Here is a 22,721-nt window from a genome sequence, read left to right on the forward strand (position 1 = left end):
GCCCATGCCCTCCGACATAGTCACCGCCCCCGTGCTGGCCGAGGTGGTCCGCTCCGGCTTCGTGGAGGGCAGGCACCGCGGCTCGCTCGTGGTCCTGGCCGCCGACGGCTCGGTCGAGCTGGCCCTGGGCGACGTCACCGGGCCCTGCTTCCCCAGGTCGAGCAACAAGCCGATGCAGGCGGCCGCCGTGCTGCGTGCCGGCGCCGATCTTGCCGGCGAGCGGCTCGCGATCGCCGCCGCCAGCCACGCGGGCGAGGACTTCCACCAGCGCCTGGTGCGGCTGCTGCTCGCCGAGCACGGGCTCGACGAGGAGGCGCTGCACTGCCCGCCCGACGGCCCGGAGCGGACCAGGGTGGCCATGAACTGCTCGGGCAAGCACGCCGCCATGCTCGTCGCCTGCGTCACCCGCGGCTGGCCCGTCGACTCGTACACCGACCCGGAACACCCGCTCCAGCGGCTGATCGCCGAGACCGTCGAGGCCGCCACCGGCGAACCGGTCGCGCACGTCGCGGTGGACGGCTGCGGGGCGCCGCTGCTCGGCTTCTCGCTGACCGGCCTGGCCCGCGCCTTCCGCGCCTTCGTGCTGGCGGAGCCGGGACGCCCCGAGCGGCGGGTCGCCGACGCGATGCGCGCCCACCCCGAGTACGTGGCCGGCACTGGGCGGCTCGACACGCTGGTGATGCGCGGCCTGCCGGGCGCCCTGTCCAAGGCCGGTGCCGAGGGCGTCCAGGCGCTCGCGCTGCCGGACGGCCGGGCGATCGCGCTCAAGATCGAGGACGGCGCGCCCCGGGCCCGCGGGCCGGTGCTGGCCGCCGCGCTGCGCCGACTGGGCGTCGACGCCTCATCCGTGCCGGCCGAGCCGATCCTCGGCCGGGGCCGGCCGGTGGGGGAGGTGCGGGCGGTGTTCTGATCCGCGCTCCCCTGGAAGGATGGCCGGCGACCGAAGTGGCCGGAGTGAAGGGAGCGACCGGATGGATCTGGGCCTGAAGGATCGGGTCTACGTGGTGACCGGCGGCAGCCGTGGCCTCGGCTACGCCACCGCCGAGGCGCTGGTGGCCGACGGCGCGCGGGTGGTGCTCGCCGCCCGCGACAAGGAGGCCGTGGCGGCCGCCGTCGGCCGGCTCGGCGCCGACGTCGCGGTCGGCGAGGCGGCCGACCTGCGCGACGCCACCGCGGCCGAGCGCCTCGTCGCGCTGGCGCACGACCGTTTCGGGCGACTCGACGGCGCGCTGCTCTCGGTCGGCGGCCCGCCGCCCGGCACCGCGGCCACCGCCACCGACGAACAGTGGCGGGAGGCGTTCGAGACGGTCTTCCTCGGCGCGGTGCGCGGCGCGCGCACGGTCGCCAGGCGGCTGGCCGAGGGGGACGGGGGCGGCGCGGTCGGCCTGGTGCTCTCCACCTCGGTCCGCTCGCCCATCGCGGGGCTCGGCATCTCCAACGGGCTGCGCCCCGGGCTCGCCATGGTCGCCAAGGACCTGGCCGACGAGTTCGGCCCGCGCGCGGTGCGGGTGTTCGGCCTGCTGCCGGGGCGGATCGCCACCGACCGGATGCGGGACCTGGACGCCGCCTTCGGCCCGGCGGCCAGGGAACGCGCGGTGGCCGCCATCCCACTCGGCCGCTACGGCGAGCCCGCCGAGTTCGGCCGGACGGCGGCCTTCCTGCTCTCGCCGGCGGCCGGCTATGTCACCGGGTCGATCATCCCCGTCGACGGCGGCTCGCTGCGCACGCTCTGACAGGCGCCGTTCAGCGGAAGAAGGCGATGCCGTCGTCCGGGAGGTCCTTGAGGTCGGCGACCCACTCCCGGGGGTCCACCGCCTTCTTCAGCTGCGCCGACATGTAGGGGCGCAGCGGCGTGTCGGGTGTGGCCTTCTCGCCCACCCACATCAGATCGCCGTTGACGTAGCCGTAGAGGCGCTTGCCGCCCGAGTAGGCGGGGGATCCCGGGGTGCGGGCGACGGCGTCCGTGACGAGGTCGATCTGCGGCTTGCCCTCGGCCAGTTCGCCGTACCAGATCTCGGCCACGCCCTGGTCGCGGATCATCACGACCTCCACCTCGCGCTCCCTGATCCGCCAGTAGCCGTGCTCCGACTCCAGGGGACGCACCCGGTTGCCCTCGTCGTCCAGCTGCCAGGTGTGCGAGACGTACTCGAGGAAATCCCGGCCGTCATGTGCGAAGGTCACCTGCTGGCCGAAGTTGCACGCCTCGGTGTCCTGGCCCTCTTGATTCTCGAAGCCCTCCGCCACTCCGGCGCCCTGCCAGGTGCCGAGCAGGAAGGCGAGGGGGACGAGCGAGGGGTGGAGGTCACTGGGGATCTCGATCATCGGATCAGCGCTGGCCCTGGTAGAGCTTCTTCACGACCAGGCCGGCGAAGGCGGCGGAGCCGACGACGACCAGTGCCATCAGGGTGATGAAGAATGCCTCGAGCACAGGGCCTCCTTGGGCCGGTCGTTACGTTGCAGGGCGAGTCTAGTGGCCCGCTTCGGGTAAGGCTCAGTGAGGGTACGCCGAGCGGGCTCGCCTCTTGCGTGCGCCCTTGACCGTTTTGTGATCACTGCGGATGAACGCGTTTGAGCCTTCGTGCGTCTAAGGGCGTGGAAAGGATGTGATCATGAATTGTCCGAACTGTGGCGGGACCATGCACCAAGGCCCACAGGGAGACTGGGTCTGCGGAATTTGTGGTACGTCACGTTAGTTCCGTAGCCACGTTACGGTGACGACATGGCTGAGAAACTGGTGATCAAGGTGACGGCCGGAGCCGACGCTCCCGAGCGTTGCTCGCAGGCCTTCACGGTGGCCGCGGTGGCCGCCGCCAGCGGGGTGGACGTCTCGCTGTGGCTGACCGGGGAGTCGGCGTGGTTCGCGCTCCCCGGGCGTGCGGCGGAGTTCGAGCTGCCGCACGCGGCGCCCTTGCCCGACCTGATCGCCGGTATCCAATCGGGGGGGCGGATCACTCTGTGCACGCAGTGCGCCGCCCGCAGGGGGATCAAGGAGGAGGATGTGCTCGACGGGGTGCGGATCGCCGGCGCTCAGGTCTTCGTGAGCGAGATCATGCCGGACGGCGTACAGGCCCTCGTCTACTGAACCTGCTGCCGGACCTTTTCTGACTCTTCACGGACAGCGTGGCTGTCCGACCCAACGGGGGGAAACCGCGGAGGCCGCGCCCGAGCCGGGCGCGGCCTCCGTCATGAGCTGGTGCCGTCGGTCGATCAGACGGCGATGGCGACCTCGACGAGGCCGCCCTGCTGGGCGACCACCGTGCGGTCGGCCGTGGCGCCGGGAACCAGCGCCCGCACCGTCCAGGTGCCCTCCGCCGCGTAGAAGCGGAACTGGCCGGTCGCCGAGGTCGGCACCTCGGCGGTGAACTCGCCACCGCTGTCCAGCAGTCGGACGTAGCCCGTCACCGGCTCGCCGTCCCGGGTGACCGAACCCTGGATGGTCGTCTCACCGGCCTTGACCCCGGAGGCGTCAGGGCCGCCCGCCTTCGCTCCGCACATCGCTGTCTCTCCTTCTCGACTTCTGGCCTGTGGCTCTGACTACTTGGCCGGGCCGGTCTCGACCGGCACGCCGACCAGCGAGCCGTACTCGGTCCACGAGCCGTCGTAGTTCTTCACGTTCGGCACGCCGAGCAGCTCGTGCAGCACGAACCAGGTGTGCGCCGAGCGCTCGCCGATCCGGCAGTAGGCGATGGTGTCCTGGCCCAGGTCGACGCCCTCGCCCTGGTACAGCTCCGTCAGCTCGTCCTCGGAGCGGAAGGTGCCGTCGTCGTTGGCCGTCTTGGACCAGGGGATGTTCCTGGCCGACGGGATGTGGCCCGCCACCTGGGACTGCTCCTGCGGCAGGTGCGCCGGGGCCAGCAGCTTGCCGACGAACTCGTCGGGGGAGCGGACGTCGACCAGGTTCTTGGTGCCGATGGCCGCCACCACCTCGTCGCGGAAGGCGCGGATCGAGGTGTCCTGCTCCTTGGCCTTGTACTCGGTGGCCGCCCTGGTCGGGACCTCCTCGACCAGCTCGCGGGCGTCGAGCTCCCACTTCTTGCGGCCGCCGTCCAGCAGCCGGACGTCCTCGTGGCCGTACAGCTTGAAGTACCAGTAGGCGTAGGCCGCGAACCAGTTGTTGTTGCCGCCGTAGAGGACGACGGTGTCGTCGTTGGCGATGCCCTTGGCGGAGAGCAGCGCCTCGAAGCCGGCCTGGTCGACGAAGTCGCGCCGGACCGGGTCCTGGAGCTCCTTCTTCCAGTCGATCCGGACGGCGTTCCTGATGTGGTTCTTCTCGTACGCGGAGGTGTCCTCGTCCACCTCAACGAGCACGACCTTCGCGTCGTCGATGTGCTCCTGCACCCAGTCGGCGTCCACCAGGACGTCACTGCGGCTCATGCTGTTCTCCTTCGGCGATCTGCGGAACCTGCGGGGCGGGGCGCCGCGGGGCGCGGTTCGGCACCCGGGCGCGGGAGAGCGCGCAGCGCGGGAGGCGCCGCACGGGGATGAGGTGGGCCGTCAGCCGACGCGGCGACAGAGCATGGCGGCGACGCGGCAGAGGTCGACCGCCCGTCGCTTGGTGAGGCCCCCGGCGGGGGTGCCCGCAGCCTGTCGCGTCATGGGGGCGATCGTAACCGGTCGGATGCCGGTTATGTCACCGCCGTTCCGGATGTTGAGACATGGCTGACTGCCATGTGGGACGGTCGGTGTCTCCCGGCTCTCGCGGCGCTAGCCGAGGCTCACGTTCGAGCCGCTGATGGTGATCCGCACCCCGTCCTCGGTCGGCTCCACCGAGTCCAGGCTCACGCCCTCGGGCAGCCCCGTGATGGTCCGCCCGGTGTCCAGCTGCTCCCTTATCGCGTCCTGGACCTGCTCCCCGCCGACGTCCGGGATGTCACCGTCGTTCACCTGGAGCCGCACCGCCTCGCCGTCGAGCACCAGCTCGCCCGGCACCTCGCCGATGTCCAGCGTCTGCCCGAACGCGGACGCCTGCAGCGTCAGCAGCAGCTGCCCGCCGTCCCCGTAGCCGAACTCGACGCCGAAGCCGCTGTCGCCTGAGGCCAGCAGCTCCCCGTAGGCCCTGGTCATCTCCTCGTAGGTGACCAGGCCCTCGCCGTCGGCCCGCTCGGCCGTGGCGCCGGAGAAGTCGCCGGCTATCTCCACGTCCCGCAGGTCCGCCGAGAGCTCCGAGATCAGCAGCGCCTGGCCGTCCACCTCGGCCTCGTAGTCGTCGAGGCCGAGGGTCACGTGGTTCAGGTTGCGGCCGAGTACCTGGGTGAGGAACGGGAAACCGTTGATGGTGACGCTCGGCTCGCTGGTGAGCCCGAGACTGCTCCTGGCCTGCGAGGCGACCTCGCTCTGGGCGAACCGGACCGCCACCCGGTCGGCGATGACGGCGAGCACGGCGAGCACGCCCAAGATGATCAGACTTATCCGCAGTGCACGCATCGGGCCTGCATCCCCCATGGTCCGTCGGTAGGCACCCGGTCATCGGTGCGAAGTGCCGCGAGCGTAACGTGCGCGAACACGGCGCAGGAGGGTGGGCCGACGCTTGCAGCACGCCCGTTACACGGCCGCCGGTCGGCGGCCGCGCCGTCAGAGCAGGGCCAGCGCGAGCAGGTAGCCGGCCGGGGCCGCGGCCGAGAGCGGCAGCGCGACACCGGCGGTGAAGTGCACGAACCGGGACGGGAAGTCGTAGGAGGCCACCCGAAGACCGACCAGCGCCGCGACGCCACCGGCGGCCGCGAACGCGATCGCGTCCGGGCCCAGGTCCGTCAACGGCTCCGCGATCGCCCCCGCGGCGGCCGCCGCGCCGAGCGCCAGCACCGGCCACACGAACGGCACCTTCAGCGCCGCGAACCACGTCGCGGCCGCCACCCCGCACGCCGTCACCGCCACCGCGCTCCCCGAGACCGAGGCGGCGGCCAGATGCCCGGTGGCCACGCCCGTGAGCAGGGTCGCCGCGGCCGTCGCCGTCAACGAGTCGAGCCGCTCGTCGGCCGAGCCGCGGTGCCGCAGCTGGAGCACGAGCAGCAGCAGGAACCACACCCCGAGCACCGCGATCAGCGCCTCCGGCTGCCGGTCCTCGTCCACCGCGAGCAGCGCCGCGTCGGCCGCCAGGCCGCCGGCGAAGGCCAGCGCGATGCCCTGCCGCGCCGGCCACATCCCGTTCAGCCGGAACCAGCCGGCCGCCGTCAGCGCCTGCAGCACCACCAGCGCCGGCAGCAGGGCCCACCGGCCGAGCGGCGCCGTCGCCGCGAAGAGCGCGGAGAGCGCCACGGTCAGCAGCGCCGGCTGGATCCCCGGGCTGATGATCGGCGACCGCGCCCGGTGCCGGCCGGCGACCGGCTGCGGATCGGCCTCGGGGCGCACGTTCACCATCCCGTTCACGTCCCGGTCCCCCTTCACCTGGCGCCGCCCGCGAAGGGCGGCAGCACCTCGACCGTGCCGCCGTCGGGCAGCGTGACCGTCTCGTGGGACCGCGAACCGACCTGCTCCCCGTTCACCAGGAAGGAGCAGCGCGTCAGCACCCGCGCGAACTCGGGCCGGTCGGCGTGCAGCGCCCTGGCCGCCTCCAGCGCCCCGGCGAGCGTGGCGGCCTCGTACGCCTCCTCCGCCGTCCCAGCCGCGGCCTTCGCCGCGGCCCAGTAACGGATCGTGCCGCTCGCCATCCGGCTTCTCCTCGTCTCTCGTCGTCGCTCGTCGTCTCACGTCGACGGTGTGTGCTGCCGCACCATGATGGCCCGGCGGGCGCACGAGCGGGCGCACGGGTACACGTGCCGGCCCGCGTCGGTGCGGGCAGCAGTGTGATACGCGCCCCTGCGCAAGGTGAAATGTTTCGGCTATGCTGCTCGCGAAAGAAGGATCCGGGCACTGACGCCATCCCGGGTCCTTTCGCGTTTTCTGGGCAGAGCCGCTCGAATCGTCCCCGCGCCAGGACAGAGGAAGGAACGCCCCCCGACATGAGTTCGCTGCTTCTCCTTACCAACGCCCTCCAGCCCTCCTCGCAAGTCCTCCCGGCACTAGAGCTGCTGCTCCACAACGTCCGCGTCGCCCCCGCCGAGGGCCCGGCCCTGGTGGACGCCCCCAGCGCCGACGTCATCCTCATCGACGGCCGCAAGGACCTGCCGCAGGTCCGCTCCCTCTGCCAGCTGCTCCGTTCCACGGGCCCCGGCTGCCCGCTGGTGCTGATCGTGACCGAGGGCGGCCTCGCCGCCGTCACCGCCGACTGGGGCGTCGACGACGTGGTCCTCGACACCGCGGGCCCGGCCGAGGTCGAGGCGCGACTGCGGCTCGCCACCGGCCGCCAGCAGCTGACGAGTGACGACAGCCCGATGGAGATCCGCAACGGCGACCTGTCGGTGGACGAGGCGACGTACAGCGCGAAGCTGAAGGGCCGGGTGCTCGACCTGACCTTCAAGGAGTTCGAGCTGCTGAAGTACCTGGCGCAGCACCCGGGCCGCGTCTTCACGCGGGCGCAGCTGCTGCAGGAGGTCTGGGGCTACGACTACTTCGGCGGCACCCGCACGGTGGACGTCCACGTCCGCCGCCTGCGGGCCAAGCTGGGCCCGGAGCACGAGTCGCTGATCGGCACGGTCCGGAACGTGGGCTACCGGTTCGTGGTCCCGGAGAAGGAGAAGGCGGCGGAGGACGCGGTGACGCGCGAGGCCGAGGCGCTGGTGAAGGAAGCGGCGCGTCGTAGGTAGCGGTTTTCCCCCACCCACCCACCCTTTTGCCGGCCGCGATGCGGTGCGGCGGCGCCGCGCAGCGCGCGCTCAAGGGCGGGTGGGTGGGGGAACAACCCCCGGCGCGGAGCGCCCCGAGCCCGGTGGGGACCGTTCAGGCCGTCCGCCCAGGACCCCGTATCGGGGTGGGGGGTTGCGCGCGTAGACTGCGCGCCGTGGCCAAAGTGACGCGGGACGACGTTGCGCGACTGGCGGGGACCTCCACCGCCGTCGTCAGCTATGTCATCAACAACGGCCCGCGACCGGTGGCCGCGGGAACGCGGGAGCGGGTGCTCGCCGCGATCAAGGAGCTCGGGTACCGGCCGGACCGGGTCGCGCAGGCGATGGCGTCCCAGCGCACCGACCTCATAGGTCTGATCGTGCCCGACGCCCGGCAGCCGTTCTTCGCCGAGCTGGCGCACGCCGTCGAACAGGCCGCCGACGAGCGCGGCAAGATGGTGCTGGTCGGGAACTCGGACTACCGGGACGAGCGCGAGGTCCACTACCTGCGGGCGTTCCTCGGGATGCGGGTCTCGGGCCTGATCCTGATCAGCATGGGCCCGAGCGAGGCCGCCGCCGCCGAGATCGACGCCTGGGACGCCCGGGTGGTGCTGCTGCACGAGCGGCCCGAGTCCATCGACGACGTGGCGGTCTACCTGGACGACATCGGCGGCGCCGAGCGGATCACCCGGCACCTGCTGGCCGACCACGGCTACCCGTACGTGGCCTGCATGGGCGGCATCGAGTCCACCCCCAAGTCCGGCGACCCGGTCACCGACCACGTCAACGGCTGGCGCCGGGCCATGGCGGACGCCGGCCTCCCCACCGAGGGCCGGCTGTTCCAGGCCCTCTACAACCGTTACGACGCCTACCGCGTCGCCCTCGACATCCTCTCGGGGCCGCAGCGCCCGCCGGCGCTGATGTGCGCGACCGACGACCAGGCCATCGGCGTGCTGCGCGCCGCCCGCGAGCTGCGGATCGACGTGCCCGGAGAGCTGGCCGTCGTCGGCTTCGACGACGTCAAGGAGGCGGTGCTGACCGACCCGCCGCTCACCACCGTCGGCTCCGACCGGCAGGCGATGGCGCGCGCCGCCGTCGACCTGGCGATAGGCGACGCGGAGGAGGGCCAGGGCGAGCGGCTGCGGCAGTTCCCGGTCTCCCTCAAGATCCGCAGGTCCTGCGGCTGCGGCGACTGACCTCTGGTTCCTCGTACGAGTGAAAAGCGGCTGACGGGCTTGGCTCCGCTCCGCCAGGAATGCTGGGCTCTGTGCGGAGAGTTGGAGGAAACCGCCATGAGCGTCGCGACCGTCGATGACAACCACGGCCGCTTCGAGGACCTTCTTCGGGCCTGGGAGAAGCTGGACGCCCCCGAGGGGTACAGGGCGGAGATCATCGAGGGGATCATCACCTTGGCACGGCGGCCGTCCAACAGTCACACGTCGATCGCCAGCGCACTGCACCGGGCATTGGTGCTTGCTGATCTGCCCGGCAGTCTGGGCGTGTTCCAGAACCTGAGTGTCGTCGTCCCGCGCCGAGAGGGTTGCTACATCCCCGACCTGGTGGTCGCTGCCGAGGCGCTGCTGGAGTCGCCCGAGCTGGTCCGTGCCGCCGACGTCGAGCTGGTCGTGGAGATCACGTCACCCGGCACCGCCCGCCATGACCGCCTTGCCAAGCGCGTCGGCTACGCCGTCGCCGGGGTGCCGCTCTATCTCCTGGTCGACGCGTTCGCGGACGGCGGGCCGACGGTGACGTTGTACGGCGAGCCGAACGGCGAGATGTACCGGGGCCTCCAGACCGGCAAGTTCGGCGACACCTTCCACCTCCCCGAGCCCTTCGACCTGGGCCTCGACACGGCCGGCTGGCACGTCGGCTGATTCCGTAGGAGATTCTGAGCCGGCGCTCAGGGTCCTCTCATCTTCGGGACGCACGCTCGTCCCATGAGCGAATACCAGGCAGCAGACCAGGGAAACGCCTACCCGCCCCGGCCGGAGTACGAGCCGGTGGCCGGCACCGACGAGCAGCCGCCGCCGCCGCGACACCGGCGGCGGGCCCGGCGGCCCGTGGCCTTGTTCGCGGCCGTGGCCATCGTGGCCGCGGCGGCCGGCGGCGGCACCGCCGCGCTCCTCGACTCCGTGACCGACGCGCCCGCCACCGCGACCGCGAGTTCCGGCACCAGCGCCTCCACCGTCTCCGTCGGCTCGACCGGCACGGTCTCCTCGGTGGCCGCCGCCGTCAGCCCCAGCGTCGTGGAGATCTCCACCGGCTCGGCGACCGGCTCCGGCGTGATCCTCACCTCCGACGGCGAGATCCTCACCAACAACCACGTCGTCTCCGGCGCCGGCACCGTGCGGGTCACCTTCAGCGACGGCTCGACCGCCACGGCCACCGTCAGCGACACCGACCCGGACACCGACCTGGCGTTGATCAAGGCCGAGGACGTCAGCGGCCTGACGGCCGCCACGCTCGGCGACTCCGACTCGGTGGCCGTCGGCGACCAGGTCGTCGCCATCGGCTCGCCGGAGGGCCTCACCGGCACCGTCACCAGCGGCATCGTCTCGGCCCTGCACCGCGAGGTCACCGTGGCCAGGGAGGACGGCGGCGGCAGCCAGGGGCAGTGGCCGTTCGAGTTCGGCGGCGGCCAGTACAACGGCGACCTCGGCTCGGGGAGCACCACCACCTACGAGGCCATCCAGACCGACGCCTCCCTCAACCCCGGCAACTCCGGGGGCGCGCTGGTCAACATGCGCGGCGAGATCATCGGCGTCAACTCGGCCATGTACAGCACGGGACAGGACTCGGGCAGCGCGGGTCTCGGCTTCGCGATCCCCGTCAACACCGTCAAGGAGTTCCTGGCCGGTGCCGGTTCCGGCGCCGTCTCCGGTGACACCGCCTGATGCGAGACTTGCCCCATGAGTGACGGTTCCCGCGTCCTGATCGTGGACGACGAGCCCGCCGTGCGGGAGGCGCTGCGCCGTAGCCTGGCCTTCGAGGGGTACGCCACCGAGACGGCCGTGGACGGCGCCGACGCGCTGGCCAAGCGGGACACCTACGAACCGGACGTCATCGTGCTCGACGTCCTGATGCCCCGCATGGACGGGCTCACCACGGCCCGGCGGCTGCGCGCCGTCGGGGACCGGGTGCCGATCCTCATGCTCACCGCGCGCGACACGGTCGGCGACCGGGTCAGCGGGCTCGACGCCGGCGCCGACGACTACCTGGTGAAGCCGTTCGAGCTGGACGAGCTGCTGGCCCGGCTGCGGGCGCTGCTGCGGCGCGGCTCGTACGCCAGGGCCGGCGCCGACGGCGAGCCCGGCACGGCCGCCGACGAGTGGCTTGGCTTCGCCGACCTGCGGATGAACCCGGCGACCCGCGAGGTCACGCGTGGCGAGCGGGCGATGGAGCTGACCCGCACCGAGTTCACCCTGCTCGAGCTCTTCATGGCGCACCCGCGTCAGGTGCTCACCCGCGAGCAGATCCTGCACGCGGTCTGGGGCTTCGACTACGAGCCCAGCTCCAACTCCCTGGACGTCTACATCATGTACCTGCGCCGCAAGACCGAGGCGGGCGGCGAGCCACGGCTGCTGCACACCGTCCGGGGGGTCGGATACGTGCTGCGCGCCGCCGAGTCATGAGGCCGGGGACATGAGGCGAGGGACATGAGGCACCGCTTCCGCGACCTGCCGCTGCGGTCCCGGCTCGCGCTGCTGACGGCGCTCGCCGTGGCGGTGGCGGTGGCGGTGTGCTCGGGCGTCGCCTGGTTCCTGGTGCGCGACCAGCTGACGTCGTCGGTGGACGAGACGCTGCGGAGCAGCCGGGTGGACGCCCCGCCGCTGATCGCCAGGGTGCAGACGGGCGCCTGCGTGACCGACCCCGACCAACTGCCGAGCGACCTGCCGCGCCCGCCGCTCGGCTTCGTCACCCAGGTGGTGAACGCCGACGGTGACCGCTGCCTGATCCAGGGCAGCGCGCTGCTCGACGTGTCGGACACGGACGTGGCGGTGACCCAGGGCAGGTCGCCGGAGTCGCTGCACGACGCGACCGGCTCGGACGGCGCCTCCTACCGGGTGGTCACCAGGCAGCTCGCCGCCGGATACGCGGTGACCGTCGCCAGGCCCCTGTCCGAGGTGGACGATCCGCTGCGGTCGCTGGCCGTGGTGCTGACGCTGGTCGCGGCCGGCGGCGTGGTGGGCGCGGCGGGCGTCGGCGTGGCGCTGGCCAGGGCCGGGCTGCGGCCGGTCGACCGGCTGACCGAGGCGACCGAGCACATCGCCCGCACCGAGGACCTGAGCGTGCGGATCCCGGTCACCGGCGACGACGAGATCGCCCGGCTCTCGCGCTCGTTCAACTCGATGACGGCGGCGCTCGCCTCGTCCCGCGAGCTCCAGCAACAGCTGATCGCGGACGCCGGGCACGAGCTGCGGACCCCGCTGACCTCGTTGCGCACCAACATCGAGCTGCTGGCGCGCAGCGAGGAGACCGGCCGGCCGTTGCCGCCCGAGGACCGGCGGCAGCTGATGGCCTCGGTGACGGCGCAGCTGACGGAGCTGGCCGCGCTCATCGGCGACCTCCAGGAGCTGTCCCGGCCGGAACGGGCGGCGGGCAGCGGCCGGGTCGAGGTGGTGGCGCTGCACGACGTGGCGGCGCGGGCCGTGGCGCGGGCCAGGCCGCGCGCGCCGCAGGGGATGCCGATCGACGCGGAGCTCGACCCGTGGTTCGTGCGCGGCGAGCCGGCGGCGCTCGAGCGGGTGGTGGTGAACCTGCTGGACAACGCGGTGAAGTTCGGCGCGGAGGGCCGGGATCCGCGGGCCGGGGTGGACGTGGTGCTGCGGGACGGGGTGCTGCTGGTCCGCGACCGGGGCCCCGGTATCCCGGCCGAGGAGCTGCCGCACGTCTTCGAGCGCTTCTGGCGCGCGCCGGGCGCACGTCGGCTGCCGGGCTCCGGGCTCGGGCTCTCCATCGTGGCCAGGACGGTCCGCGAGTCGGGCGGCGACATCACGCTGCGCCCGGCGCGTGACGGGGAGGGCGGCACGGAGGCCGTGCTGCGCCTCCCGGGCGCCCCGGTCCCGCCGCCGGAACGGTAGCGCTACGCGCTTGGCGTAGGCCACGGTGGGGGGCGGGCTCCGCGCGACAACGCACCGGCGGCTCAGCCGCCCGCCTGATTCGGTCATCCGGCCGTTCGGCTGGCCGTGGCGACGAGGCGGCGCAGCGCCGCCTGCGCGGGTGGGCCCCAGGTGGGCTTGCCGCCGGGCCGGACGTGGACGCCGGCGTGCCCGACGAGGAGGCCGAGGAAGACGAGCAGCAGCGCGTGGCCCCGGGCGCGGCGCAGAGTCGCCGCGTCGGGGGTCGGCCGGTAGGCGTCGTGGAAGCGGTCGACGGCGCCGTCGGGCAGCAGCAGCCAGGCGGCGGCGAGGTCATGGGCCGGGTCGCCGACGCACAGGGCGCCGAAGTCGATCACGCCGCAGAAGGTGCCGTCGGCGGTGAGGACGTTGGCCGGGTGCAGGTCGCCGTGGAGCCAGAGCGCCGGGCCCGCCCAGTCGGGGGCCGCGACGGCGTCCGCCCAGATCGCGCGGACGGCGTCGGGATCGGGGACCAGCCCGAACTCGACCGCCTGGGCGAGCTGGTGCTCGAAGAACCGCTGAGCACGCTCGCCCAGTGGTTCCCCACGGCCGTCCTGGCTGACGGGCGCGTCGGCGGGCGCCGGCCGGTGCAGCGCGGTGAGGAAGGTGGCCAGCGCGTCGGCCGCCTCCTCGGCGCGGGTGGCGGGGGCGCGGTCGGCGGGCGAGCCCGGCACCTAGGTGGTGACGATCCAGGGGCGGGGGAACCGCTCGGAGGGCGCGCCGAGGCGCTGCGGGACGGGGATCGGCAGCGGAAGCAGTGGGGCGAGCGTGGGCAGCCAGGCGTGCTCCTTCAGCAACAGGGCGTCGGCCGTCCCGGTCGCCCAGGGCAGCCGGACCGCGAGGTCGTCGCCGAGCCGCCACAGCTGGTTGTCCCAGCCGCGCGCGCCGAGCCGCACGGGGCGGTCGGCCAGGTCGGGATGCTGCTCGCGCAGCAGGTCCATGACCAGCTCGGCGGTGACCTCGGTCTCGTCCGGCGTCGCGGTGTGCGTCATGCCGGGCAACGCTAGCGACAGCTCGCCACAGGCACGCAGGAACCGGACACCTCCGGCGCCTCCAACGGGTCCTCGCCGTCGGCGAGCAGGCGGACGGGGCCGCAGGCGCCGCTCTGGCCGCAGATGTCGTCGGGGTTGGCCAGCACGCAGCTCTCCAGGGAGAGACAGCCGCAGCCGATGCAGTCGGTCAGGCCGTCCCGGAGCTGCCGTAGGCGGTGGATGCGCCGGTCGAGGTCGGCCCGCCACGACTCGGAGACCTCGGCCCAGTCGTCCCTGTTGGGGGTGCGGCCCTCGGGCAGCCGGTGCAGCGCGTCGCGGATGGCGGCGAGCGGCATGCCGACGTTCTGCGAGACCCTGATGAACGCCACCCGGCGCAGCATGTCGCGGGCGTAGCGGCGCTGGTTGCCCGAGGTGCGGCGGCTGGTGATCAGGCCCTGCTCCTCGTAGAAGCGGAGTGCGGAGGTGGCGACGCCGCTGCGCTGGGCAAGCTGGCCGATGGTGAGTTCCTTCGCGATGGTGCTCTGGGGCATGCCGCCGAGCGTAGCGCAGAGCTCAAGTTTTCTTGAGGTTGACCTGAGGGGAGTGGCGCATGGGGAAGGCGGGGAGACTCGTCGCCATCAGCGACCTGCACGTGCGGTACGACGAGAACCGGGCGATCGTGGAGCGGCTGCGGCCGGCGTCCGACGACGACTGGCTGCTGGTCGCCGGGGACGTGGGCGAGCTGACGGGCGACATCGAGTGGGCGCTGACCCTGCTCGCCGAGCGGTTCGCCAAGGTGGTGTGGGTGCCGGGCAACCACGAGCTGTGGACGCCGCCCGACGACCCGGTGCGGCTCACCGGCGAGGCGCGCTACGCGTACCTGGTCGAGCTGTGCCGCCGGCTCGGGATCGTCACGCCCGAGGACCCGTACCCGGTGTGGGAGGGCGAGGGCGGGCCCGCCGTGATCGCGCCGCTCTTCCTGCTCTACGACTACACCTTCCGGCCGGCCGGCACCCACAGCAAGGCCGATGCCCTCCGGGTCGCCGAGGCCGCCGGCGTGGTCTGCACCGACGAGTTCATGCTCCACCCCGACCCCCACCCCGGCCTGGACGACTGGTGCCGGGCCAGGGTCGCGGCCACCGAGGCGCGGCTCGTCGCCGAGCTGCCCGAGGGCCTGCCCAGCGTGCTGGTCAACCACTGGCCGATCGTGCGCGAACCGACCCGGATCCTGCGCTACCCCGAGTTCGCGCTGTGGTGCGGCACGGAGGCCACCCACGACTGGCCGGTCCGCTTCCGCGCCGCGGCCGTGGTCTACGGACACCTGCACATCCCCCGCGAGATGCGCGTCGACGGCGTCCTCCACCAGGAGGTCTCGCTCGGCTACCCGCGCGAGTGGCAGCCGCGCCCCAGCACGCCGGGACGCCTGGTGCCGATCCTGCCGGCCGCGGCGGTGGGGCGGTGAGCGGGGTGCTCGGCAAGCTGCTGGCCGACGAACCGGTGGAGGTGGTCGAGTCGTTCGGGGACCCGGCCGAGCAGCCGGAGCTGTTCCCCGAGGAATCGGCGCACGTGGCCAACGCCGTCGACAAGCGGCGGCGCGAGTTCGCCACCGTGCGGCACTGCGCCCGCACCGCGCTGGCCGCGCTCGGCGGCCCCCGGGTGCCGCTGCTGCCCGGCGAGCGCGGGGCGCCCGGCTGGCCGGCCGGCTTCGTCGGCTCCCTGACGCACTGCGACGGCTACCGGGCCGCGGCGGTCGCCCGCCGGGACGCCGTGGCCGGCCTCGGCATCGACGCCGAGCCCGACGAGCCGCTGCGTGACCCGGGCGTGCTCGACCTGATCTCGCTGCCCGAGGAGCGGCCGAGGCTGCGCCGGCTGGCCGCCGTCCATCCCGAAGTGTGCTGGGAGCGGCTGCTGTTCAGCGCCAAGGAGAGCGTCTACAAGGTCTGGTACCCGCTCACCGGGAAGTGGCTCGACTTCGAGGAGGCGGCGCTCGACTTCGATCTGGCGGCCGGCACCTTCACGGCCCGGCTGCTGGTGCCGGGGCCGGTCGTCGACGGGGTGCGGCACGACTCGTTCACCGGCCGCTGGCTGGCCCAGGACGGACTGCTCGTCACCGCGATCGCGCTGCCGCGCGGCCGGTGAACGCCGATGCGGCCGGGCCCACGCCGGGCCCGGCCGCATCAGGTGGCGCGTGCGGTCACTGGACGACGGTGACGCGGTCCGCCGCCGGAGCCGAGAGCGGCGCCCCGGCCGAGGAGTTGGCCGTCAGGTACTCCGCGAGCACCGCCATGTCGTCGTCGCCGACCAGCGGGTTGTCGCCGTCCGCCAGGGTGGCGAAGCCGTCGCCGCCGCCGGCCAGGAAGGAGTTGACCGCGACCCGGTAGGTGGCCGCCGGGTCCAGCGGCTCGCCGTCGATCCGCACCGAGTCCGCCACGATCCGCTCGGCGCCCGAACGGGTCAGGTCCAGCGTGTACGTCAGGCCGGCCGAGGGCTGGAGGATCTTCGGCGACGACTGGTTCACCCCGGTCACCTGCTCGCGCAGCACCTGGAGCAGCTCCTCACCGGTGAGGTCGAGGAGGTTGACCGTGTTCGAGAACGGCTGGACCGTGAAGCCCTCGCCGTACGTCACCACGCCGTCGCCCTCGTCACCTGAGGCCGCGTACGTCAGGTCGGCGCGCACCCCGCCCGGGTTCATCAGCGCCACCGCGGCCGACGGGTCGAGCTCACGGGCGTGCGCCAGCTGCGCGTCGGCGATCAGGTCGCCGAGCGGGAACTCGGGCGTGCCGGCGCCGCGGCCCCTGATGTCCTCGGAGATGTAGCCGATCGGCGCGTTCGCCACCGGCGCGGCCAGCTCGCTCCAGTAGTCGATCAGCGCGGTCAGGTCGGCGGCCGCCGGCTGCTCGCGGTCCACGACCCGGTTGCTGCCCTCGACCGAGGCCCGCACGATGTCGCCGGAGCGCAGGTCGTACTTCATGTTCAGCTCGGTGAAGAGCCGGCCGTTGGAGGCCGCCGACGTCACCAGGCGCTCCCGGCCCGAGGGGTCGGGGATGGCGCAGACGTAGGGCTGGTGGGTGTGGCCGCTGACGAACACGTCCACGGCGGAGCTGGCCTGCTCGGCGATGTCCACGATCGGCCCGGAGACGCCGCCGTCGGCGCCGCCCTCGCAGCGGTTGTTGTAGGCCGTGTCGGTCGGGTAGCCGCCCTCGTGGATCAGCACCACGACCGCGTTCACGCCCCGGCGGCGCAGCTCGCGTGAGTAGCGGTCGATGGTCTCGACCTCGTCCAGGAACTCCAGGCCCTCGATGCCCTCCTGGGTGACGATGTCGGCGGTGCCCTCCAGGGTCACGCCGATGAAGCCGACCCGGGCCCCGTTCAGGTTCTGCACCGAGTAGGGCGGCAGGATCGGGCGGCCGGTGTCCTCGTCCACCACGTTGGCCGCCAGGTAGGGGAAGTCGGCGCCCTCGAACTCGCGGCCCTCGACGTAGCAGCCGTCCACCGGGTGGCAGCCGCCCTCCTGCAGCCGGGTCAGCTCCTCCCAGCCCTCGTCGAACTCGTGGTTGCCCACGCCCGCCACGTCCATCTCCAGCTCGTTCAACGCCTCGATGGTGGGCTCGTCGTGGAAGAGGCCGGACAGCAGCGGGGTGGCGCCGACCAGGTCGCCGGCCGCCACGGTCAGGGAGCGCCGCTGGCCCTCGCGCGCCTCGCGCAGCCCGGTCGCCAGGTACTCCACGCCACCGGCCGTGAGCTGCTCGGTGGTGCCGTCCTCGTGCCGGTGCGTGACCTGGCCGTTGGACCCGGTGGGCGGTTCGAGGGCGCCGTGCAGGTCGTTGATCGCCAGCAACTGGAGGTCGACGGTGGGACCTGGCCTGGTTCTCGAGTCGTTGTCGGGCTGCGCCTGCGCGGCGGGCAGGGCGACGGCGAGCGCCCCGACGGCGGCCAACGTGGCGGCTCCCGCGGTCAGTCTGAACATCCGTGCGTGCATGAGCGGCACCCTATTGGCTACGCGCGTAGCCCGGCAGGGGGATGTGTGTAACGGCGAGGTGAAAGGAAGTGAACGGGCGCATTCGGGGGGTGCGGGCCCGGGGTGTCCTACTGTCTAGAGCATGAGCGAGATCCTGGTGCGCGATCAGGTGGAGGCGGACGAACTACGCCTGGTCCGGGAGCTGATCGAGGCCGCGGCCAAGGTCGACGGCCAGTACGCGGTGTCCGAACAGGGCCGGCTGCTGCTGCGGGACGGCCCGCGCGCCGGGGTGCGACACCTGCTGCTGTGGGACGGGGACACGATCGCCGGCTACGCCCAACTCGACGGCACGGACGCCGTCGAGCCGCCGGCCGGCGAACTCGTCGTCCACCCGGAGCGGCGCGCCCAGGGCCACGGCAGGAGGCTCGGCCGGGCCCTGCTCGACGAGTCCGGCCACCGGCTGCGGCTGTGGGCCCACGGCGGCCACCCGCGGGCACGCCACCTGGCGCAGGCCCTCGGGCTCACGCTCTTCCGCGAGCTGCGACAGCTGCGGCGGCCGCTCGGCGGCCTCCGGTCGGCCGAGCCGACGCTGCCGGCGGGCGTGCGGGTGCGGACGTTCGTGCCGGGACAGGACGACGCGGCCTGGCTCGCCGTCAACGCGGCGGCGTTCGCGCACCACCCAGAGCAGGGCTCGCTCACCCAGCGTGACCTCGACGCGCGCAAGGCGGAGCCGTGGTTCGACCCGGCCGGCTTCTTCCTCGCGGAGCGGCAGGCGGACGGCGAGCTGCTCGGCTTCCACTGGACCAAGGAGCACCGGGCCGAGGGCCTCGGCGAGATCTACGTCCTCGGCGTCTCGCCGGCGGCGCAGGGCCTCGGCCTGGGCCGCGCCCTCACCACGACCGGCCTCCGCCACCTGGCCGGGCGCCCCGGCCTGGACACGGCCATGCTCTACGTCGACGCCGACAACGGCACGGCGGTCCGCCTCTACGAGTCCCTCGGCTTCCGCACCTTCGAGGTGGACCTGATGTACCGCACGGAATCCTGACGAACCGCCGCACGGGCCTGGCGGCCCCGGTGCCGCGCCCACCCACCCGCCCTTTCGCCGGCGTGCGCCGGATCCGCCGGCCCTGGGCGGCGCAGCCGCCAGGCCCGGTCCGCGCCCACCCACCCGCCCTCGGCGGTGGCCTCGCGCGGCGCAGCCCGCGCTCCGGCGGCGCAGCCGCCGCACCGCGCGGAGCGCGGGGCCGGCATACGGCCGCAGCCGCCGCCCGGGCCTGGCGGCCCGGTGCCGCGCCCGCCGGCCCGCCCTCGGCGGTGGCCTCGCACCGCGCGGAGCGCGGAAGAGGGCGGGCGAGTGGGCGCGGGCCGTCAGGTCGGTGCCGCGCGGAGCGCGGGGGTGGCGCTCCGCGCCAGCGGGAAGGGCGGGCGGGTGGGGGGGAAGCGCCCGCGCGAAGCGCGGCGGCGCCCCGGGCGGCTACGCCGCCCCGCGCACGCTGTCAGCCTGTTTACCGCGCTGACGTGCCCCGTTTGCACACGTAGCGCGAGAATGGAGGCATGAGTCAGGAAACCCGCGCCGCCCTCGTCCCGCAGCCCGCCGCGCCGGCGCCGACCGTCGAGTCGGAGGCCGAGCTCCCGGCGGACCGGTTCCTCGATCGCGAGCGCAGCTGGCTCGCGTTCAACGAACGGGTGCTCGACCTCGCCGAGGATCCCGACACGCCGTTGCTCGAGCGGGCGAACTTCCTCAGCATCTTCGCCAGCAACCTGGACGAGTTCTTCATGGTCCGGGTCGCGGGTCTGAAGCGCCGGATCGCGACCGGCGTCGCCACCCGCTCGCTGACCGGGCAGGCGCCGCGTGACGTGCTGGAGTCGATCTGGGCCGGCACCCGCGAGCTGATGAGCCGGCACGCCGCCTGCTACCAGAAGACCGTCGCCCCGCGGCTCGCCGAGGCCGGGATCCACCTGGTCCGCTGGCAGGACCTGACCGAGCAGGAGCAGACCCGGCTCTTCTCCATGTTCCGCAAGAAGATCTTCCCGGTCCTCACGCCGCTCGCCGTCGACCCGGCGCACCCTTTCCCGTACATATCGGGACTCTCGCTCAACCTCGCGGTCGTGGTCCGCAACCCGTCCTCCGGCAACGAGCACTTCGCCCGCGTGAAGGTGCCGCCGCTGCTTGACCGTTTCCTCGAGGCGTCGCCGCAGCGCTTCGTGCCGGTCGAGGACGTGATCGCCGCGCACCTGGAGGAGCTGTTCCGCGGCATGGAGGTGCTGGCGCACCACGTGTTCCGGGTCACCAGGAACGAGGACCTGGAGGTCGAGGAGGACGACGCGGAGAACCTGCTCCAGGCGCTGGAGAAGGAGCTGCTGCGGCGCCGCTTCGGGCCGCCCGTGCGTCTGGAGGTCGAGGACAGCGTCGACCCGAGGGTGCTCGACCGGCTGGTGCGCGAGCTGAAGATCAGCCGCGAGGAGGTCTTCACGCTGCCCAGCCCGCTGGACCTCACCGGGCTCGGCTCGATCGCGGCGCTTGACCGGCCGGAGCTGAAGTACCCGAAGTTCGTCGCCGGCACCCACCGCGACCTGGCCGAGGTGGAGTCCGCCTCGGCGCCCGACATCTTCGCCGCGCTCCGCCAGCGCGACGTGCTGCTGCACCACCCGTACGACTCGTTCTCCACCTCGGTGCAGGCGTTCCTCGAGCAGGCGGCGGGCGACCCCGACGTGCTGGCGATAAAGCAGACGCTGTACCGCACCTCGGGCGACTCGCCGATCGTGGACGCGCTGATCGACGCCGCCGAGTCGGGCAAGCAGGTGCTGGTGCTGGTGGAGATCAAGGCGCGGTTCGACGAGCACGCCAACATCAAGTGGGCCAGGAAGCTGGAGGAGGCCGGCTGCCACGTCGTCTACGGCCTCGTCGGGCTCAAGACGCACTGCAAGCTGTCGCTGGTGGTGCGGCAGGAGGGCGACGAGCTGCGCCGCTACTCGCACGTCGGCACCGGTAACTACCACCCCAAGACGGCCAGACTCTACGAGGACCTGGGGCTGCTGACGGCCGACGCCGAGGTGGGCGCCGACCTGTCCGACCTGTTCAACCGGCTCTCCGGCTACTCCCGGCGGGACAACTACCGCCGGCTGCTGGTCGCCCCGCGCTCGCTGCGGGACGGCCTGATCTCCCGGATCCGCCGCGAGGTCGACAACCACCGCGCCGGCCGGCCGGCCTGGGTGCGGATCAAGGTGAACTCGATCGTCGACGAGGCGGTGATCGACGCCCTCTACCGCGCCTCGCAGGCCGGCGTCCCGGTGGACGTGTGGGTGCGCGGCATCTGCTCGCTGCGCCCCGGGGTGCCGGGGCTCTCGGAGAACATCAGGGTGCGCAGCGTCCTCGGCCGCTTCCTTGAGCACTCCCGGGTCTACGCCTTCGCGGGCGGCGGCGAGAACGAGGTGTGGCTGGGCAGCGCCGACCTGATGCACCGGAACCTGGACCGGCGGATCGAGACGCTGGTGCGGGTCAGCGACCCCGGGCACCGCTCGGCGCTGACCCGGCTGCTGTCCACCGGCACCTCGGACTCGTCCGAGTCCTGGCACCTGGACCAGCACGGCGACTGGACGCGGCACGCGTTCGACGACGAGGGCCAGCCCCTGCGGAACGTGCAGGAGACGCTGATCGAGGGCCGGAGGAAGCGTCGTGGCGGCGCCGGCTGACGGCGAGCCGGCGCGCCCGGTGCAGGCGGCCGGCTGCGTGGTGTGGCGGCGGGCGGCGGATGGCGTCGAGCTGGTGCTGGTGCACCGGCCGCGCTACGACGACTGGTCGCACCCGAAGGGCAAGCTGCACGCCGGCGAGCCGGCGGAGGCCGCCGCGCTGCGCGAGGTGCGGGAGGAGACCGGCCTCGACTGCCGGCTCGGCGCGCCGCTGAGCACGGCCCGCTATCTGGCGAAGGGCCGACCCAAGGAGGTCAGGTACTGGGTGGCGGAGGCGGTGGGCGGCGGCTTCGAGCCGAACGACGAGGTCGACCGGGTGCTGTGGCTCCCGCCGGTCGGGGCCCGCGCCCGGCTGAGCCACGAGCCCGACCGGCTGCTGCTCGACGAAGCGCTTCCGCACGTCGCGCCGTAGGGCCGTCCCGGCCCTAGCCGCGGGCGGCGGCCGTGCCGGCCAGTGGTCCTCTGGCCGGGCAGACGGCCGCCCACGGCACGGTCAGCTCGCCGTGGCGCTGCCGCCGCCCCCGGTCGGCGACCGGCCAGTCGGCGGCCAGCAGGGCGACGGCGCGGAGCCAGCGCTGGCGCGGCCCGAAGGCCGCGTAGGGCGAGGCCGAGGCCCAGGCGCGGTCCAGGTCGCGCAGCAGCGCGTGGATCGGCTCGCCCGGCACGTTGCGGTGGATCAGCGCCTTGGGCAGCCGCTCCGCGAGTTCGGACGGGGCGGTGAGGGAGGCGGTCCTGGCGGCCAGGGTGAGGGTGCGGGGCCCGGCGGCGTCGAGCGCCACCCAGGCGTGCCGGCGGCCTATCTCGTCGCAGGTGCCCTCGACCAGCAGCCCACCGGGCGCGAGCCGCCCGCAGAGCCGGGCCCAGGCGGCCGGCACCTCGTCCTCGGCGTACTGCCGCAGCACGTTGGCCGCCCTGATCAGCAGCGGCCGTCGGCCGCCCGGCAGCGGCAGCTCGAAGCCGCCGCGCACGAAGTCGAGCCCGGGGCCCGCGTACGGCAGCGCCGCCGCCACCCTGGCCTGGTCGATCTCGACGCCGAACAGCCGGACGTCGGCCCGCACCCGACGCAGCCGGGCGAGCAGTTCGACGGCGGTCCAGGGCGCCGCCCCGTAGCCGAGGTCGACGGCCGAGGGCGGGGCGGTCGAGCGGCGCAGCGCGGGGCCGAGCGTGGCGGCGATCCAGCGGTCCATGCGGCGCAGCCGGTTCGGGTTGGTGGTGCCGCGTGTGACATTTCCCTCTGGCTTTCCCTCGGGACCCTGCCGCATGCGGTCGAGGGTAACGGTCCCGC

The 22,721-nt window shown here is 73.4% G+C and carries 24 protein-coding genes and 1 pseudogene; 14 read left to right on the plus strand and 11 right to left on the minus strand.

The window, feature by feature from the left end; all coding sequences use genetic code 11:
* Nucleotides 1–4: 4 nt before the first annotated feature.
* Complete coding sequence (locus tag ACFWI8_RS27580) at nucleotides 5–910, plus strand: asparaginase (RefSeq protein ID WP_387096822.1); 906 nt, start codon at nucleotides 5–7, stop codon at nucleotides 908–910.
* 61 nt (nucleotides 911–971) lie between these two features.
* On the plus strand, nucleotides 972–1,733 hold the full coding sequence (locus tag ACFWI8_RS27585) for an SDR family oxidoreductase (protein WP_387096824.1): 762 nt from the start codon (nucleotides 972–974) through the stop codon (nucleotides 1,731–1,733).
* 10 nt (nucleotides 1,734–1,743) lie between these two features.
* On the opposite strand, the gene ACFWI8_RS27590 is transcribed toward ACFWI8_RS27585, so the two are convergent.
* The gene (locus ACFWI8_RS27590; RefSeq protein ID WP_387096827.1) at nucleotides 1,744–2,322 is read right to left on the minus strand and encodes an FABP family protein; all 579 of its coding nucleotides are present in this window, start codon (nucleotides 2,320–2,322) and stop codon (nucleotides 1,744–1,746) included.
* 397 nt (nucleotides 2,323–2,719) lie between these two features.
* On the opposite strand from ACFWI8_RS27590, the gene ACFWI8_RS27595 reads away from it, so the two are divergent.
* On the plus strand, nucleotides 2,720–3,082 hold the full coding sequence (locus ACFWI8_RS27595) for a DsrE family protein (protein ID WP_387096830.1): 363 nt from the start codon (nucleotides 2,720–2,722) through the stop codon (nucleotides 3,080–3,082).
* A gap of 125 nt (nucleotides 3,083–3,207) precedes the next feature.
* Here ACFWI8_RS27595 and ACFWI8_RS27600 read toward each other — a convergent pair whose 3' ends face one another.
* The 6 genes from ACFWI8_RS27600 to ACFWI8_RS27625 all read right to left on the minus strand — a co-directional run bounded on the left by ACFWI8_RS27600 (nucleotide 3,208) and on the right by ACFWI8_RS27625 (nucleotide 6,647).
* Nucleotides 3,208–3,495 carry a DUF1416 domain-containing protein gene (locus ACFWI8_RS27600; RefSeq protein ID WP_311602561.1) on the minus strand — a complete coding sequence of 96 codons (288 nt, stop codon included), beginning with the start codon at nucleotides 3,493–3,495 and terminating at the stop codon, nucleotides 3,208–3,210.
* Nucleotides 3,496–3,534: 39 nt separating this feature from the next.
* Entirely contained in the window at nucleotides 3,535–4,374 is an 840-nt protein-coding gene (locus tag ACFWI8_RS27605; protein ID WP_387096834.1) for a sulfurtransferase, read from the minus strand.
* Between the two features lie 120 nt (nucleotides 4,375–4,494).
* Nucleotides 4,495–4,596 (minus strand): putative leader peptide, encoded by a 102-nt coding sequence (locus ACFWI8_RS27610; protein WP_347877143.1) that lies wholly within the window; start codon nucleotides 4,594–4,596, stop codon nucleotides 4,495–4,497.
* Between the two features lie 108 nt (nucleotides 4,597–4,704).
* Nucleotides 4,705–5,424, minus strand: a complete 720-nt coding sequence (locus ACFWI8_RS27615) for a DUF2993 domain-containing protein (protein WP_387096837.1) — start codon at nucleotides 5,422–5,424, stop codon at nucleotides 4,705–4,707.
* A 147-nt stretch (nucleotides 5,425–5,571) separates the two neighbouring features.
* The gene (locus tag ACFWI8_RS27620; RefSeq protein WP_387096897.1) at nucleotides 5,572–6,357 is read right to left on the minus strand and encodes a hypothetical protein; all 786 of its coding nucleotides are present in this window, start codon (nucleotides 6,355–6,357) and stop codon (nucleotides 5,572–5,574) included.
* Between the two features lie 23 nt (nucleotides 6,358–6,380).
* Complete coding sequence (locus tag ACFWI8_RS27625) at nucleotides 6,381–6,647, minus strand: MoaD/ThiS family protein (protein ID WP_387096840.1); 267 nt, start codon at nucleotides 6,645–6,647, stop codon at nucleotides 6,381–6,383.
* 291 nt (nucleotides 6,648–6,938) lie between these two features.
* Between ACFWI8_RS27625 and ACFWI8_RS27630 the strand changes: the two genes are divergently transcribed.
* The 6 genes from ACFWI8_RS27630 to ACFWI8_RS27655 all read left to right on the plus strand — a co-directional run bounded on the left by ACFWI8_RS27630 (nucleotide 6,939) and on the right by ACFWI8_RS27655 (nucleotide 12,781).
* Entirely contained in the window at nucleotides 6,939–7,682 is a 744-nt protein-coding gene (locus tag ACFWI8_RS27630; protein ID WP_387096842.1) for a winged-helix domain-containing protein, read from the plus strand.
* 194 nt (nucleotides 7,683–7,876) lie between these two features.
* Nucleotides 7,877–8,896, plus strand: a complete 1,020-nt coding sequence (locus ACFWI8_RS27635; protein ID WP_311604697.1) for a LacI family DNA-binding transcriptional regulator — start codon at nucleotides 7,877–7,879, stop codon at nucleotides 8,894–8,896.
* Between the two features lie 96 nt (nucleotides 8,897–8,992).
* Nucleotides 8,993–9,574, plus strand: coding sequence for a Uma2 family endonuclease (locus ACFWI8_RS27640; RefSeq protein WP_387096845.1), 582 nt, complete (start codon nucleotides 8,993–8,995; stop codon nucleotides 9,572–9,574).
* Between the two features lie 63 nt (nucleotides 9,575–9,637).
* Nucleotides 9,638–10,594, plus strand: coding sequence for a S1C family serine protease (locus tag ACFWI8_RS27645; RefSeq protein WP_387096847.1), 957 nt, complete (start codon nucleotides 9,638–9,640; stop codon nucleotides 10,592–10,594).
* 15 nt (nucleotides 10,595–10,609) lie between these two features.
* A complete protein-coding gene (locus ACFWI8_RS27650; RefSeq protein ID WP_387096851.1) occupies nucleotides 10,610–11,332 on the plus strand; it encodes a response regulator transcription factor in 723 nt (240 codons plus the stop codon).
* 24 nt (nucleotides 11,333–11,356) lie between these two features.
* Nucleotides 11,357–12,781 carry a sensor histidine kinase gene (locus ACFWI8_RS27655; RefSeq protein ID WP_387096853.1) on the plus strand — a complete coding sequence of 475 codons (1,425 nt, stop codon included), beginning with the start codon at nucleotides 11,357–11,359 and terminating at the stop codon, nucleotides 12,779–12,781.
* Between the two features lie 83 nt (nucleotides 12,782–12,864).
* Here ACFWI8_RS27655 and ACFWI8_RS27660 read toward each other — a convergent pair.
* Together ACFWI8_RS27660 and soxR are read right to left on the minus strand one after the other, a co-directional pair.
* Nucleotides 12,865–13,809, minus strand: a pseudogene (locus ACFWI8_RS27660) (aminoglycoside phosphotransferase family protein).
* 11 nt (nucleotides 13,810–13,820) lie between these two features.
* The gene (soxR, locus tag ACFWI8_RS27665) at nucleotides 13,821–14,339 is read right to left on the minus strand and encodes a redox-sensitive transcriptional activator SoxR (RefSeq protein WP_387096856.1); all 519 of its coding nucleotides are present in this window, start codon (nucleotides 14,337–14,339) and stop codon (nucleotides 13,821–13,823) included.
* A gap of 59 nt (nucleotides 14,340–14,398) precedes the next feature.
* Here soxR and ACFWI8_RS27670 point away from each other — a divergent pair, with 59 nt between their 5' ends.
* Complete coding sequence (locus tag ACFWI8_RS27670; RefSeq protein ID WP_387096859.1) at nucleotides 14,399–15,250, plus strand: metallophosphoesterase family protein; 852 nt, start codon at nucleotides 14,399–14,401, stop codon at nucleotides 15,248–15,250.
* A gap of 5 nt (nucleotides 15,251–15,255) precedes the next feature.
* Nucleotides 15,256–15,927: a 4'-phosphopantetheinyl transferase gene (locus ACFWI8_RS27675; RefSeq protein ID WP_387096900.1), complete on the plus strand. Its 672-nt coding sequence runs from the start codon at nucleotides 15,256–15,258 to the stop codon at nucleotides 15,925–15,927.
* Between the two features lie 55 nt (nucleotides 15,928–15,982).
* Here the strand turns inward: ACFWI8_RS27675 and ACFWI8_RS27680 are convergent, their stop codons facing one another.
* Nucleotides 15,983–17,767 (minus strand): bifunctional metallophosphatase/5'-nucleotidase, encoded by a 1,785-nt coding sequence (locus ACFWI8_RS27680; protein ID WP_387096862.1) that lies wholly within the window; start codon nucleotides 17,765–17,767, stop codon nucleotides 15,983–15,985.
* Between the two features lie 121 nt (nucleotides 17,768–17,888).
* Between ACFWI8_RS27680 and mshD the strand changes: the two genes are divergently transcribed.
* The 3 genes from mshD to ACFWI8_RS27695 all read left to right on the plus strand — a co-directional run bounded on the left by mshD (nucleotide 17,889) and on the right by ACFWI8_RS27695 (nucleotide 21,848).
* Complete coding sequence (gene mshD, locus ACFWI8_RS27685; protein ID WP_387096865.1) at nucleotides 17,889–18,791, plus strand: mycothiol synthase; 903 nt, start codon at nucleotides 17,889–17,891, stop codon at nucleotides 18,789–18,791.
* 509 nt (nucleotides 18,792–19,300) lie between these two features.
* On the plus strand, nucleotides 19,301–21,439 hold the full coding sequence (locus ACFWI8_RS27690; RefSeq protein WP_387096868.1) for an RNA degradosome polyphosphate kinase: 2,139 nt from the start codon (nucleotides 19,301–19,303) through the stop codon (nucleotides 21,437–21,439).
* Nucleotides 21,423–21,848, plus strand: coding sequence for an NUDIX hydrolase (locus ACFWI8_RS27695; protein WP_387096871.1), 426 nt, complete (start codon nucleotides 21,423–21,425; stop codon nucleotides 21,846–21,848). Before ACFWI8_RS27690 ends, ACFWI8_RS27695 begins: the two co-directional genes overlap by 17 nt.
* Nucleotides 21,849–21,861: 13 nt before the next feature.
* Here ACFWI8_RS27695 and ACFWI8_RS27700 read toward each other — a convergent pair whose 3' ends face one another.
* Nucleotides 21,862–22,698 carry a class I SAM-dependent methyltransferase gene (locus ACFWI8_RS27700; protein ID WP_387096874.1) on the minus strand — a complete coding sequence of 279 codons (837 nt, stop codon included), beginning with the start codon at nucleotides 22,696–22,698 and terminating at the stop codon, nucleotides 21,862–21,864.
* Nucleotides 22,699–22,721 lie beyond the last annotated feature (23 nt).

The sequence above is a fragment of the Streptomyces sp. NPDC127098 genome (assembly GCF_042722465.1).
GTDB classification, from domain to species: Bacteria; Actinomycetota; Actinomycetes; order Streptomycetales; family Streptomycetaceae; genus Streptomyces; species Streptomyces millisiae.